Here is a 15141-nt window from a genome sequence, read left to right as displayed (position 1 = left end):
ACCATGATTGATATGTCGACGACGTTTTGTTACTTGCTATTAATAAGTAATTTTAATTAATCTCAATATTTAAGAGAAAATCACACTATTAATATTTCACACTATTTTTGGCATTGGAGTAGTTAGTGAAGATGTGAGATTTACTTGCACAACTCCAGCTCCAGCGTGAACTTCCACTTTCTTCAATGTCACAGTGCGAGAATCTTCAGGTGCATGATCATCGTCAGTCATAGTTGCTGGCGACTTTACAGCAACAAGCGCGAGGTCATCGAAAACAACTCCAGAATTTGCACACAAATTCTGCGCTTCTTTCAATGAATCAGCAAAACCTGCTTTATCGATCACACGCTCAGTAGGAACACCGTAAGCTTCTGCGCACAGCAAGTTAATTCGCTCCCTAAGCGTCTTTCCACGCCTACTTTCTGGAACTTTCGTTTCAACATCATCAGTTATTGCAGACACAAAATCGTCCAGCTGATTTGCCAAACCATCGCCACCATCGCGGAATAAATTGCCAACAATCGGCTTTCTGAATCCTAAAGACTTAGCTTGTTCCAACAATTCAGGAACTTGATTATCTTCACCTTCCCACAAATTAATCAACGGGAACGTAGGGATATTAAGAGATTCCAAACGAGAAACATGGAATGGGTAACGCCAAGCCAAAGTTTCGTCATCTCGCCAAGTAGTTGCGCGAGTAACTACAACTGCAGCAGCAGGCCACTTTGCACCAAACTCGCGAGCAGCAATATCTAACCACTTTTGAGCACCAGCATCCGTACCATAACCTGCTTCTACAACCACAACATCATGCTCAGCGCAAGCCATTTCAACACTTACAAGGCTTGGAATACCAAGCGAAACGTTCGCAAACGGGCCACAATGAACGTAAATTGGAGAACCATTAATCGTCTCAGTTTTAGCAGGCTTTACAGCGTCGGCAAGAATATTGGTGATTCGCCACAAATCCACAAACTCGCCAAACTGAACAGACTTACCGTCTTTTGTGCCAGCAATCATTGAAGAAACACGATGAGAAATCTCGTCCATACTGCGCGACAACACTACGATTTGCATGAGCTCGCAAGTTGGCGTCAAAACGACGCGCTCAGGAACAGTCCCCTTGCCAAAATCAACAGCAATGCTTCGCAAAGATCGCGAAGGAACTTCGCTAACTCGAGGAACTAAAATAGTATCAAGGGCACCCTCGTCGACTGCTTTTTCCGCAAACGACACAAGCAAATTCTGCGCGCAAGCAATAGCAGCCATTTCACCACACAAACCCCAGTCAATCAACTCAGGGTGAGAAAGCGAAGACTTACCGCCACCACTTGCACCACCTTTAGAACCAGCAGCTGTAATGCCCATGCTTGGCTGACGAAGAACTGCAGCTGCGTCCACACCTCGCTCACGCAAAGCATCAACCAACGCAATAGTTGTAGTCGTTTTACCTTCTCCGCGAGAAGCTTTCAAAGGAGTATCAGCAGTAACAAGCAGAACTTTACCGCGCTTCCTAGGCTCCTCTGGATGTTGCTTTAAATAATCCAAGTACCCAAAGGCATCAATTTTTTTAACCAAACCGAATGTTGTAGTGTATGAATCAAGAATGCTCATGTACCCCTCTTTCATAGGCATATTGGCACAACTATGCATGCGGATAATGTTAATTACATGATTCATACTATACGATTGTTTGTTCGCAGCATAGGCACCACACGCAATATCTATACGCGCTATTAGCAACGTCTATAGCAAAATAACAAAAGATAACAAAAATGCCTTCCACATGAAATAAAAAGTTCATTTCTTAGGAAGGCATCTGAGTTATTAAATTATTTTCGTAAGTTTTTCCATATCAATTACGAGAAAACTTATTTAATTGCATTTCAGTGATCAGAACGATTAAAACCATTCTTCATACGCATGCTAGTGATGTACAGCACCGTGTCAAGCAAAGAATCGGTTTCTTTCTTCAACTTTGCCGCCATATCGTCATTTGCTTCAGCCAAAGCCTCACGCACTTTATCGTTGCGAAGCTCGGCAATAATAGCTTCGGGATCGCGAACTAAATCATCGTAATCTTCGCCTTCATCACCTTCACGTTCTGGCTCGTAATCAGCCAAATCAACGCCAAGAATATCTGCCACGGCAGCATCCGTAGACTTGACCATTGCGTGACCAAGGGAACCGACAACTTCTTGGTAGCGCTCAATCGCGTTTGCAGTGTCGTTAAATGCGGCATCCGCAAGAGCAGCAATAATGCGATTCTCCCAATAGAAGTTTTCGCTTGTTACGCGAGTAGTCGTATCTTCCAAATACTTTGGAGTGCGATTTACGTTTGGATAGAACGGAATCAAAGAATTGAAAGGATTAGAACCGTAAGTAATCCACTGAATTGCACGCATTGCTTCCGGCATGTAAGGGCGGATTTGCATTACAGCAAGCTCGCTTTGACGGTTAATGCCGATTGGACGCAGCATATGACGAGTATACTCATCTCCAAGCTTGCCGTAAGGATCATACTCAGTACCCTGATAGTGAGAGCTCAAAACGTACTTAACGTCTTCAATTGTTACCTTGCGCTCAGGCTGGCGAGCCCAAGGAATATCGTTGCTGTCCGGACGATGATCAGCGTCTTTACCATCCCACACTTCGTCATACGGATTCAAGAAGCGCTCCATGAACCATGCGCGAGGAGTGTTGTACACGTGGTCAGCATCCGAATGAGAGCCAAAAGCATCACGAGGGTTAAACGGAGAAGCGTTTTCCACCGACAAATCCAAGTGATTTTCTTCAATAAATTCAAGCAAATCAGCCGAGCACATATGCTCTTCTTGAAGATCAAAAGCATCATCTAAATCGAACTCGTCAATTCCAAGCTGGTTTGGCATAACAACATAAGCTTCATCCGGCACACGCTTAGCAATCCAATGATGACCACCGACAGTTTCAAACCACCAAATCTCGTTCACATCCGAAAATGCAACGCCATTCATCTCATAAGTGCCGTACTTTTCAAGCAATGCGCCCAAACGCTCAACACCTTCGCGAGCGCTACGAATATAAGGCAAAACAAGCGTTAAGAAGTCTTCTTCACCAATTCCACCCGGCACTTCCGGCTTATAGTCAGCATCCCCAACTTTGCCTTGCGCTTTTTGAAGCTCAACCATTGGATCTGCGCCTAACACACGCTCGTTGGATGTAAGCGTTTCAGTTGCGCTCATTGCAACGTTTGCTTCGTTAACGCCAGCTTCTCCCCAAATTCCTTCGCGCAAGTCTGCGTTTGGCACGCTTGTGTATTGCATTGGATTATCCGGCAACTCAACTGTTACGTGGCTAAGAACAGACTTATAAACGCGAGGTTGATCTTCCGGCTTTACTACCACTAAGCGCTTTGGATTAAATTCGCCATTTGCGGAGTCTTCGTTACGCGCAATAAGCGTAGATCCGTCGTAGCTTGCTTTTCGACCAACAAGAATTGTTGTGCATGCCATATTTGCATCCTCTGTTTTTAGATTTTATATTTTATTTTTAGATTTATTACTGTTTGATTCTAACGCTTAGGCGTTAACTGCTGACCTAATTGGTTGCCCTCGTGCTTGCGTTTAGGCTTTACCAGTAAGGAACATGCCATCAGCATCTACACCTGAAGTTACGTTTCTTACTTCACGCAACAATTCATTCATATAGAATCCCGGTTTAAGGTTTGGCAAAGGCTTTTCTGTACCAAAAACTTCAAACATGTATTCGTGATCTTTATCAGGAGGCTGCGGGCCGTTGTAACGCATAGTAATTGCTGGATCAGTGCAACCAATAAATCTGCTTGCTTGCGAGTTACGTCCTTGAAGCGCTTCTGGAATCATAGAAGTCATCGTGCGAGAAAAATCTTCCGGTATTTGCAAAGCGTGAGAATCGTTAAAATCAAACATTAACGCTTCAACAGGCACGTTTGCAGCAGTCCAGTGAATCCACTCAAAACCGCATACCGGTATTGCGTCGTCGTCAACAAAACGCCAATGCAAATAATGCACGAAAGATGGCAATTTATCTATATAAAATGGAAACGAAACTACTGGAATTCCATTGATTTTATTCTGCTCCGGCGCAGCTTTAGAATAATCGTCTGGAACAGTAGTGAAATCTGTAGAAATATTCATAATTTAAGTATCTACCATTACACAACACTAATCAACTGCGCGAGTAACAAATAAACGCAAACGTTCACGTAATTTAATTGTTCAAGCAGATTGTGACGCTCAAGCAAAAAACACTACAGAAACAACGCTAACTGCATAATTTGACGGTCAATATAAAACGTGCGCCCAGAAAAATCTAAACTGGGCGCATTAACTAAAATGTAATTTTTTACCGTACTCTATTTATTTTGTAACAGCCTCCTCATGAGTTTCAGCAGCCTTAGCTGCCATAGCTGCTTTCTTAGCAGCACGCTCTTGCTTCTTAATTTCTTCAATGAACTCAGCATGCTTTACTGCAGGAAGCCAGCCAGTGTTAACAACCTTAACCTGCCATACCCAAGCCAAGGCAAACAGAATAACAGCAACAATAATCAAGCTTATAGCACCAACGCCAGCACCGAGGTGAGCGAAGTTACCCACAACAGTACCAATCCAACCAAAGTCAGCATCGCCGAAGGTGGAGTTTGCCAAGCCGAAGGAACCCATAACAGTAAGCAATACTGCTGGAAGGAATGTAATAATTAAACCGTTAATAAAACCACCGAGAATAGCACCACGACGACCACCGGTTGCATTACCAAACACGCCTGCACCACCACCATCGAAGAAGTGAGGCACCATTCCTGGGAGAATCAATGCCAATCCCCAAGCTGGACCCATCCAAATTGCAATAAGTCCGAGAGCTACAAGACCTCCAACGAAGGAAGACAAGAAGCCAATAAGAGAAGCATTAGCACCGTATGGGAATACGATTGGAATATCCAATGCTGGACGAGCGCCTGGAACGACCTTGTTAGCAATACCCTGGAATGCAGGAACCAATTCACCTAAAATAATACGAACGCCGTAGAGGATGACACTAACACCAATTCCAAATTGCAAAGCCTGAGCAAAAGCCGCCATGTAGAAGGCACTATAGTCCGTAGGATGAGACGCGAAAATCTTGAAGAGTTCCTTTACTGGCAACACAACCGAAGCCCACACTGCGAATACCAAATACAGCACAACCATCAACAAAGTCGTGGAGACCATTGAATCACGCAAGAAGCTCAATCCCTTAGGGAAGTTGATATCTTCAGTAGACTTAGACTTCTTACCAACAGCAGCACCAACAGCACCAGAAACAATGTAACTTAAGGAGTTAAAGTGACCAATCGAGAGCTTATCGCTACCAGTAATACGGTTCATAAAAGGCTGCGCAAAAGCTGGCAGAACAACCATAACCGTTGCCATAATGACAGAGCCGACAATAACAATAAGCAACTGGTTGCTTGCGCCAAAACCAACGGAAAGAACTAGAGCCAAAAGCATAGACATGAACACCATGTGGTGACCAGTCAAGAATATGTACTTCAGAGGAGTAAAGCGTGCAGCAAGAAGCATAAGAACGAAGCTGAGCACAATAATGTACGCAGAAGTAGCACCGTACTGACCTGCAGCCTGAGCAGTAATAACCTCATTTGTAGGTACAACACCATGAGCACCAGTAGACTTCAAAACCAAGTCGCCAAATGGAGCAAGGGCGCCAACAACAACGCCAGCACCTGCACCCAAAATGAGGTAACCCATAGCAGCCTTTAAGCCGCCTGCAATCACCTGTCCTGCACTACGCTTGAGTGCGATAAGACCGATTGCTGCAATAATACCAATCAAATAAGCCGGCACATTCAAAATCTGCTGACTTATGAAATTTAAAACCTGAACTACAATGTTCATCTTATTTCCTTCTTTTTATTTAGAAAAAGCGAATAGCGCATGAAATAACAGTATGACTATGCCAAAGCAGTAAGCACGTAATCAGCATAATCAAACGTTTATTTGTTACACATAATTTATGCGTAACGCTCAAGCACACCCTTCACCTCTTCAACATCCATGAAATTTTCAATTGTTTCTACAGGAGTGGTAGTGCCCTCAAGCTCTGGAGCAAGCTGAGGAGAAGTGAGCACAAGATCATTCATATTGGCAGTACCTTTTGCACTTCCAGCATCGGAAGTAGTAACTGTAACATCAAGACCTAAGTCTGCTGCCGCAGCCTCAACATTGATTTTTAAAAGTACAGACGTGCCAATGCCGTTTCCGCATACACATAGAATATTCATAGATAACCTCTTTCGTTGAGTTGTATTTTTTTAATTTTGCAAAATTAGCTAATTCTTTAGTATTTAACTTTTAAGAATTGCGCGAATTTCTTTAGCGTTTTTTGCTTGCGCAAGTTCTCTAGTCTTCACAGGATTAGACAAAGCTGCAGCAACCGCGGACATAACGCCAATATGCTCATTTTCATCGTGACCTGCAAGACCAATTACTAAAGAGACCGGATCGTTGGCAGTGTTACCAAATTTAACGGGCGTACTTAAACGAATCCAGCTCAAACCACTTTTTAACACTGCTTCCGACGGGCGCGAATGCGCCAAAGCCAAGCCTGGGGCAATAACAATATACGGACCCATTTTTTCAACTGTTTCAATCATCTGATCCGTATATTCATCAGTAGTAAAGCCAGACTCCTTCAAAGCATTGCCCGCAAGACAAATAGCATCACGCCAATCTTTCGCTGCAATATCAAGGTTTACTGCAGAATCCGGGAGAAGCTCATCAATATCAGCACTCATATTTTCTCTTTTCTAAGCATGTTAATTATTCTTGATTATTTCTGATTGGTAATCGAATTTTTAATGTTCTTCGTAACGATCATATTTTGAATTACTCCCTTGGCTTATTCTTGCATGATTGAGTGGTAGAACTTTCCAGCTAAAGCCTCATGAGCTTTAGCTTTAGCTTCATCAAATGTAGTTTGAGCAAGTTCTGCTCGAACATCGTCCAAAGCAACTGGCGTCATAGAAAGCGAGTTAATACCGAGACCTGTAAGAACAATCGCTAAGTCTGGATCTGCTGCAGCTTCTCCACACACTCCGACTGGCATACCATGTGCGTTACCAGCGTCTGCAATCATTTTGATCGCGCGCAACACTGCAGGGTGCCAAGCAGTTTGATAATTAGAAACAGACCCAAGGGTTCTATCTGCTGCAAGAGTGTATTGCGTCAAATCATTCGTTCCGATAGATACAAAATCAGCAACTTGAGCAACCTCCTCGGCAACAAGAGCGATAGAAGGCACCTCTGCCATAATGCCAACCTTTTTAAGACCTTTAGATTTACCAAGTTTTACAAAATATGCTGCTTCATGTTCGTCTGAAACCATTGGAGCCATCACCCATAAGTCAGCATTCGTCACAGCATCAGCACGAGATAATGCCTCCAGCTGACCATCTAGAACATCCATATGCTGTCTTAGAGTACGCAAACCTCGAAGTCCGAGGGCAGGATTTGGTTCATCTTCAGGAGTCAAGAATGGTAACGGTTTATCTGCTCCAGCATCAAGCAATCGAATAACAACTTTCTTGCCTTCAAACTGAGATAGTAACTCTGTATAAGATTCTGTTTGTTCTTCTATACTAGGCGGTTGCTCGTTACCAATAAACAGAAATTCCGTTCGGAATAGACCTACTCCTTCTGCTCCATACTCATGAGCAGTTACGGCATCTGAGGGCTTTCCTACATTTGCCAAAAGAGGAATCAAATGACCATCTTTTGTACTTCCAGGCAATCCACGCAATTCACGAGCGCGGCTTAAACGCTCACGAGACTCTTTAACATGCGCGATCTCTTCTTCACTAGGACTGCTTATAACATGACCATTAACGGCATCTACTACAACAATTTGATGATTCTTCAGCTGAGAGGCATCGTGTGCTCCAACAACAGCAACAATTCCACGAGCACGAGCAAGAATAGCAGTGTGACTTGTAGGACCACCATCAAGAGTGACAATTGCCTGAACCTTGCTTAAATCAAGTGAAGCTGTATCAGCAGGTGAAAGATCCCTAGCAACCAGCACAAAAGGCGAATCACTTTCCGGCACCCCAGGAGCTTCAACACCAATCAAAGATGCAATAACACGCTGGCCAACATCATGCAAATCTCCTGCACGCTCAGCCATGTAACCACCAAGATTACGCAACATGTCTTCAAATTGTGCGAACCCTTCCCAAGTGGCACGTTCCGCTGTTTTCCCCTTATCAATACCAGATTCAATTGCACTTATTAACGCTGGATCCGATGCCATCTGTGCAAGAGCTTGCATAATTGGTGCTGCTTTTCGAGTCCCCTCATCCTTTGCTTCAAGAGCCTCACTTGCACGATGGTTTAGGTCTTTATTTACTTCATTTAAAGCATTTTTAACAGCCTTTTTTGCATCCTCAGCCAACACACTAACAGCACGAGGAGAATCCTCTGGCTCATGCAAAGCAGGTGCCATACACAATACTTCACCATATGCCATCGAGCGCCCAATGCCAACACCAGTGATTACCATACTTAAAACCCTCCTTTAGGTTTAGAAACTTTATTACGGCCGCAACGCCGCATAAGCATTTCTTGTAGGTAAACGTTTCTTACTAATGAAACTATACACCATTAAAAACGTTGTTACAACAAGTGAAAACGTTTTCTGTATTTTTCAATTAATTATGCTACACTTAATGTTGAAAATAGCAAACAAAAAAACCTTAAGAAAAAAAATATGGTTTGCTTTTATATGAAAAATAAAAATAAAAGCAGAATTTGTTAATTATTATTCAAAGGAGAAAAAATGGCAATTGCAACTCGTACTGTTACTATTGAAGACCCAGTTGGAATACATGCTCGCCCAGCGTCAGAATTTTCTCAAGCCGCGATGTCCTCAAATTGCATTGTAACGATTGCGAAAGGCGAAGGTACCCCTGTAAGTGCGAATAGCATTCTTTCAATTATGGGATTGGGTATTACTAAAGGAGATTCAATCACAATTACCGTTGATGGTGAAGACGCTGAAAATGTAGCTAACAATCTTGTCGATGTAGTCACGAAAGGCGAATAATATAAATAAATAAGTGTACATAAACTGACAAATAAATAATATTCAATTTGCGGTGCTGTTTACCAATAATTACAGCACCGCACTTATTCGGGGGCAAATATGACAAATCAAACTAATCAAAACGCCTCCATAACTCATGTAGCAGCTCTTGCAAAAGTTTCAATTGCAACAGTATCTCGTGTACTTTCTGGTAGACGAGCCAAAGATGACGATATTGCAAAACGCGTAAGAAAAGCTGCAGAGCAGCTTAATTATTCAGTAAATTATGCAGCAAGCGCATTAAGAAGTGACACAACTAATACAATCGGCGTAGTAATAGGCACAAGCAACGTAGATGATTCATTCAGTGTAAATATGCTTTCTGCATTGGATGAAGCAGCTCATGAAATAGATAAAATACTTCTTGTTGGAACTGGAAAAGACGCAGAAGCTCAAGAAGAACGCATAGAAGAGCTTATCGGTCATAATGTTGACAGTCTTATTGTCATGCCATCTAACAATAGTGATTTAACAAAAACACTTGAAAACTACGTTGACAATCTTCCCATTGTGCAAATTGGTGGCACTGCTACTTCATTCCACGTCAATTGGGTTGGCATGGATCAAGAATCAATGATGGAAGCTGCTTTAATACATCTTTCGCATCACGATGCCCATAATATTGCTTATTTAAGTGGAAATGTTGACTCCACACAAAGCGCAAACCTATTTGCCAATTTTCAGACTGCTGCAAGCCGATTAAGTTTACTTTCTGAGCCAGATTGGACAACTTTTGGAGAACTTACTTATCAACGTGGATTCAAGGATACAATGCGGCTTTTTTCTGATTCTACTGCTAAGCAATCTCGCAAACCAGACGCTGTTATTTGCGCAAATGACGCTGTCGCACTTGGAGCACTTCTAGCTTTAGATGAGCTTTCTTTGCAAGTTCCGCAGGATGTTCTCGTAATAGGTTACGGAGATAGCAGACAGGCAGAAATATCTGAACCAAAGCTTTCTTCAATCCGTCCTCCGTACCAGCAAATTGCACGCGAAGCAATCCGCCTAACCGCTGTCAACAAATCAGAGCAACATTGGTTACCTGCACATATGGAGTTTAGACCAGAAATCATGCGACGCGAATCAACAAATTCACCAAGAATAGGCACAAGCGATATGTCACTTCCGTGGAGGATATGATACTTTTGCATTTTATTGACTTTGCAAAAGTGAGCAAAATAGCGCTTCAAAAACAAGAGTTGCGTTACCATTTCTCGAAAGCCGACGACGAGCAGTAGCAATACTGTCAACGCAATCCAAGGCTCTACTTGCTGTCATGCTTTGTGCCAACTGGACAATTCTAGACTTGTATTCCTGATTTATAATTGGCGAAGACTTTTGCGCGTCGTTAATAACAACTAAAACGTCTCTATACACGCTATCGATTGCGTCAAGAGAACGGCATAACACGTCACGGCTTACACGAGTTACTTTACGTTTTACATCATCCTTTTTTCCAATTGCATTGTAGTTTGCGCGCAATTTGGGCGGAATGCGATCCTCATCGCCTAATCCGTTAATTCTGCGAAATTCTTTTTGTTGATCCTCAACATTTCGCTGAACCTCATCTTCTGCTTGTGCTTTTGCATCGTCAATAAGCATTGCAGCAAGCATAATTGCGTCGGCAGCATCATGCATACGAAGCAATCCTGCAACAAGCTCATCTCGCCTACTTAAAGCACGCTCATCGCTTGCGTAAATAAAAGCAGTTGCTATATTTCCTTGAGAAAGCCTGGCTGCACGACTCGCTAGCTTATTATCCGCATCCGTTTTTTTAGTAAGATATTCTGCTATAGACTGCTCGTTTGGAGTAGCTAATTGCACAAGTTGCGTACGCGAACGAATTGTTGGAAGCACATCCATAACACTTGAAGCGCATAAAAGCCAAATCGTATGCTCACTTGGCTCTTCAATCTCTTTAAGAAGAACGTTCGTGCTACGTTCCAACATTCGGTCAACATCTTCAATAATTATGATTCGCCAAGGAGCAGTGCTAGGCATCTGCTCAGAAATCCCAATTGCCTCACGCACATCGTCAATGCTAAGAGTTACGCCTTTTGTTGCAAGCGTATGCACATCAGGATGCGATCCTGCTAAAACTTCTTTGGCAGTTTTACTAAGCTCACCTTCGCCACTAATTCCATCACTGCCTTCTCCATGATCCGGACTTTCGAGAGCTGCAGCGAAAGCGCGCGCAACTTGCGCACTACCGAAGCCAGCAGATCCGCAAATCAGCCAAGATTGCGCTATTTTGCTAGCGTCCGCACAAGCAATGTTTCGCAATCGCGAAACTACCTGTTCTTGCCCAATAACGCTATCCCACACACTCATCGCTTCACCCCCTGCATAGCTTCTCTACTTCTTCACTTTATAAAGTTCGCCATTTTATTTAGTTTCAATTTCTTCAATTAAGTTATGTACGTCTTGCACAATAAGTTCAAATAATGATTTCGCCGAGAACGTTGCGTCTAATACGCGATAACGATCTGCAGACTCCTGCGCTAAATCTAAAAATGCTTCTCTAGTGCGACGAGCGAAATCTATTCCAGCTGATTCCATGCGATCTTGCTCGCGATGCAAACGCTTAAAAGCATCTTCCGGTTGCATATCTAGCAAATAAGTGCGATTAGGCCATAGCGAATCCGTTGCCCACTCACTTAAAGTTCGCACATCATCCTTAGTCAATTCGCGACCGCCTGCTTGGTAAGCAAGCGAAGAATCAATATAACGATCCGTTATTACTACTGCACCACGGCTAAGTGCCGGGCGAATCACTTGCGCAACATGCTGTGCACGATCCGCAGCAAAAAGCAAAGCTTCTGTTCTGGCAGATACACTCGTGCCATGCAACAGTATTTCGCGCAAAGTTTTACCCAACTGCGTACCGCCAGGCTCACGCGTCACTACAACTTCTCGCCCCAAAGATTGCAAATGATCTTTAAGAGCCTCAACTTGCGTAGTTTTGCCAACGCCATCAATGCCCTCGAAAGAAATAAATAAACCTTTATTTGCATAAGATTGCTCACTTCTGCAGCCGCAGTTTCCTCCGCAAGCGCAGCCACCAGAAAAATCGTCATTCTTAGATGCCATATTTTTTTGACTCCATATGCAAGGTCTATTTAATCTTTAGATTTTATTCTATGCTTTTTTAGCGGTAGATTTCTTTGAAGTAGTCTTCTTTGTAGAAGTTTTCTTTGCGATAGATTTTTTCGCAGTAGACTTCTTTTCAGAAGATTTTGCAGTGCTCTTAGTCGCGCGCTTTTTGCGTTTTACGGGACCTGCGGCGCGCTTTTGCGCCAAAAGTGCAAACGCATCCTGCGGATCAATCGATTCAGGCGTATACTGCTTTGGCAAAGTGCGATTCGTTTCACCATCAGTAATATAAGCTCCGTAGAAACCATCCTTAATCACTACTGGCTTTCCAGTTTCAGGATCTGCGCCAAGCTCACGAAGAGGCGGCTTGGCGGCACCACGAGTACGCTTAACGTACTTTGGTTGCGCAAATAAATCTTTCGCTTCTTGCAAAGTAACAGTAAAAATAGCATCTTCACTAGAAAGGGATCGCGTATCCGGCTTAGATTCCACAGTTTCTCCAGCAGAAGTATCTACAGCAGAATATGTTTTAGTTAAATATGGACCGTAACGACCATTATTTGCTTCGATACGAGCTAGTTTTACAACGCCTTCGGCATCAACTTCTTCATACTCACCAACCAAACGTGGCAAATTCAAGAGTTGCAACGCTTCTTGCAAAGTCAAAGTCGCTGGATCCATGGTTTTAAACAAAGAAGCCATTTTTGGACGAGCTTTAGAAGCCTTAGAAGACTTAGAATCTTCCGCGTTATCCTGCTCTTCTACCAGTGCCACGTACGGACCAAAACGACCATTGCGCACTTCTACGTTCCCACCCGTTTCTGGATCTACTCCAAGCACACGTGGACCTTCAGCATTATTCTCAAGCAATTCTCGAGCAGCATCAACAGTTAACTCATCTGGAGCTAAAGTTTCTGGCAAAGAAGCATGACGAGGGTTGCCTTCAGCATCAAGATTCTTAATGTCTTCCAAGTACGGACCATAGCGTCCAATACGCACATGCAAACCATCGCCAATGTCTATGGTATTTATTTCACGCGCATCAATTTCACCAAGCTCTGCAACCTGCTGTTGCAAACCAATATGAGCTTCATCAGCAGAATTAGCAGCACCCTCACCGGAACCGAAATAGAATCTAGTTAGCCAATCGCGACCGGTTTCTTCACCATGCGCAATTCTGTCCAAACCATTTTCCATATCAGCAGTAAACGCGTAATCAACATACTTTGGGAAATTCGCTTCCAAAAGTTTAATTACAGCAAAAGCAAGCCAAGAAGGAATTAACGCACGTCCACGCTCATACACGTATCCGCGATCAATAATTGTAGAAATAATCGTTGCGTAAGTAGAAGGGCGTCCTATTTCCTTAGCTTCCAAAGTTTTAACTAAAGAAGCTTCAGTATATCTTGCAGGAGACTGAGTTTCGTGAGAATCCGCACTAACACTTTTAGCTTCAAGAACATCCCCAGCTTGCATTTGAGGAAGTGCCTTATCGCTTTCACCTTCAGTTGCATGAGCATTGCCAAAAACCTTCATAAAACCAGCAAAAGTAATTACTGTTCCAGAAGCTTGGAACAAAGCTTCTCCATATTCTCCAGCAGAAGCATTTAACTTAACAGTTGCTGTAAAACCTGTAGCATCAGCCATTTGTGACGCAAGGGTTCGTTGCCAAATAAGCGTATACAATTTTAGCTGATCCGCAGGTAATTTATCTGCAAGCTCGTCCGGGCTTAAGAAACGCGCTCCAGCAGGGCGAATACATTCATGAGCTTCCTGCGCTCCTGCAGACGTAGTTGCGTACTGCTTAGGAGATTGCGAAACATATTCGTCGCCAAATGCTGCACGAGCAGCACTACGCGCAGCTTCGATAGCTTCTTTGGAAAGCGTTACGGAATCCGTACGCATGTAAGTGATATAGCCGTTTTCGTATAGAGATTGTGCAGCTCGCATAGTTTGGCGAGAGCTCATTGAAAGTCGGTTTCCAGCAGTTTGCTGCAAAGTTGATGTAGTAAAAGGTGGCAAAGGACGACGACGATACGGCTTCGTTTCCATAGAGTCAACTACAAAATCTGAATTCTCAAGAGCTTTAGAAAGCTTAGATGCAAAATCAGCATCAACATGCAAAGCTTTTTGTGATTCATCTTTTGTAGAGACCAACTCACCTTTTGAATTGAAATCTTTAGAACCAGCCAAACGACGACCAGAAAGCTCGCTCATGCGCGCTTCAAAATCAACATTTTCGCCATCTGAGCCTTTAGAACTTAAAACCGCGCTAATATCCCAGTAAGACGCCTTAGTAAACGCCATACGCTCGCGTTCGCGCTCAACAATCAACCTAGTAGCAACAGACTGCACGCGTCCAGCAGAAAGACCAGGACCAACTTTCCTCCACAAAACAGGAGAAAGCTCATATCCATACAAACGGTCTAACACACGACGAGTTTCTTGCGCATCAACCATATTGTCGTCAACATTTCGAGTATTACTAAGCGAGGCTTGAATTGCATCCTTAGTAATCTCATGAAACACCATACGCTTTACTGGCACAGTTGGCTTCAACGCTTCTACCAAGTGCCACGCAATAGCTTCACCTTCGCGATCCTCATCAGTTGCCAGATATAATTCGTCAGCTTTTGCGAGCGCAGACTTTAAATCGGAAACAGTTTTCTTTTTATCTGAGCCAACTACGTAATATGGCGCAAAACCATGATCGACATCTACACCAAACTTGCCAAACGCTGCTTTGCGTGAGGCTGGAACTTGGCTTGGCTGAGCGAGATCGCGAATATGCCCAACTGAAGCCATGACGGTGTAGCCATTTCCTAAATACCCGCCAATTTTTCGCGCTTTCGTGGGAGACTCCACAATGACTAGCTTATTCTGTGCTGCCAT

General features: G+C 43.4%; 12 protein-coding genes. 2 read left to right on the top strand and 10 right to left on the bottom strand.

The features are described 5' to 3' along the window. Positions 1 to 96 precede the first annotated feature (96 nt). The 7 genes from HXT59_RS02440 to ptsP all read right to left on the bottom strand — a co-directional run bounded on the left by HXT59_RS02440 (position 97) and on the right by ptsP (position 8574). The gene (locus HXT59_RS02440; RefSeq protein WP_004108022.1) at positions 97 to 1614 is read right to left on the bottom strand and encodes a formate--tetrahydrofolate ligase; all 1518 of its coding nucleotides are present in this window, start codon (positions 1612 to 1614) and stop codon (positions 97 to 99) included. Between the two features lie 272 nt (positions 1615 to 1886). Next, entirely contained in the window at positions 1887 to 3494 is a 1608-nt protein-coding gene (locus HXT59_RS02435; protein WP_004108025.1) for a C69 family dipeptidase, read from the bottom strand. 111 nt (positions 3495 to 3605) lie between these two features. Beyond that, positions 3606 to 4157, bottom strand: a complete 552-nt coding sequence (locus HXT59_RS02430) for a YbhB/YbcL family Raf kinase inhibitor-like protein (RefSeq protein ID WP_004108030.1) — start codon at positions 4155 to 4157, stop codon at positions 3606 to 3608. A gap of 222 nt (positions 4158 to 4379) precedes the next feature. Then, positions 4380 to 5912: a PTS ascorbate transporter subunit IIC gene (locus tag HXT59_RS02425; RefSeq protein WP_012914509.1), complete on the bottom strand. Its 1533-nt coding sequence runs from the start codon at positions 5910 to 5912 to the stop codon at positions 4380 to 4382. A gap of 116 nt (positions 5913 to 6028) precedes the next feature. Then, on the bottom strand, positions 6029 to 6298 hold the full coding sequence (locus tag HXT59_RS02420) for a PTS sugar transporter subunit IIB (protein WP_004104746.1): 270 nt from the start codon (positions 6296 to 6298) through the stop codon (positions 6029 to 6031). Positions 6299 to 6361: 63 nt separating this feature from the next. Next, positions 6362 to 6811, bottom strand: coding sequence for a PTS sugar transporter subunit IIA (locus HXT59_RS02415; protein ID WP_004108034.1), 450 nt, complete (start codon positions 6809 to 6811; stop codon positions 6362 to 6364). A 104-nt stretch (positions 6812 to 6915) separates the two neighbouring features. Then, positions 6916 to 8574, bottom strand: a complete 1659-nt coding sequence (ptsP, locus tag HXT59_RS02410) for a phosphoenolpyruvate--protein phosphotransferase (RefSeq protein ID WP_033888406.1) — start codon at positions 8572 to 8574, stop codon at positions 6916 to 6918. A gap of 276 nt (positions 8575 to 8850) precedes the next feature. Here ptsP and HXT59_RS02405 point away from each other — a divergent pair, with 276 nt between their 5' ends. Together HXT59_RS02405 and HXT59_RS02400 are read left to right on the top strand one after the other, a co-directional pair. Next, positions 8851 to 9117 (top strand): HPr family phosphocarrier protein, encoded by a 267-nt coding sequence (locus HXT59_RS02405; RefSeq protein ID WP_004108039.1) that lies wholly within the window; start codon positions 8851 to 8853, stop codon positions 9115 to 9117. Between the two features lie 99 nt (positions 9118 to 9216). Then, complete coding sequence (locus HXT59_RS02400) at positions 9217 to 10296, top strand: LacI family DNA-binding transcriptional regulator (RefSeq protein ID WP_004108041.1); 1080 nt, start codon at positions 9217 to 9219, stop codon at positions 10294 to 10296. Between the two features lie 12 nt (positions 10297 to 10308). On the opposite strand, the gene HXT59_RS02395 is transcribed toward HXT59_RS02400, so the two are convergent. Genes HXT59_RS02395 through topA form a run of 3 tightly spaced genes read right to left on the bottom strand, consistent with a single transcriptional unit; the run spans position 10309 to position 15141 of the window. Next, on the bottom strand, positions 10309 to 11487 hold the full coding sequence (locus HXT59_RS02395) for a DNA polymerase III subunit delta' (protein WP_064621982.1): 1179 nt from the start codon (positions 11485 to 11487) through the stop codon (positions 10309 to 10311). Positions 11488 to 11541: 54 nt separating this feature from the next. Next, positions 11542 to 12246, bottom strand: coding sequence for a dTMP kinase (tmk, locus tag HXT59_RS02390; protein WP_064621984.1), 705 nt, complete (start codon positions 12244 to 12246; stop codon positions 11542 to 11544). A 48-nt stretch (positions 12247 to 12294) separates the two neighbouring features. After that, a complete protein-coding gene (topA, locus tag HXT59_RS02385) occupies positions 12295 to 15141 on the bottom strand; it encodes a type I DNA topoisomerase (RefSeq protein ID WP_033888407.1) in 2847 nt (948 codons plus the stop codon).

The organism is Gardnerella sp. KA01001 (assembly GCF_049244025.1).
Classification (GTDB): domain Bacteria; phylum Actinomycetota; class Actinomycetes; order Actinomycetales; family Bifidobacteriaceae; genus Bifidobacterium; species Bifidobacterium swidsinskii.
The sequence above is the reverse complement of the archived record's forward strand: the minus strand, read 5'-3'. Positions and strand labels throughout refer to the sequence as shown.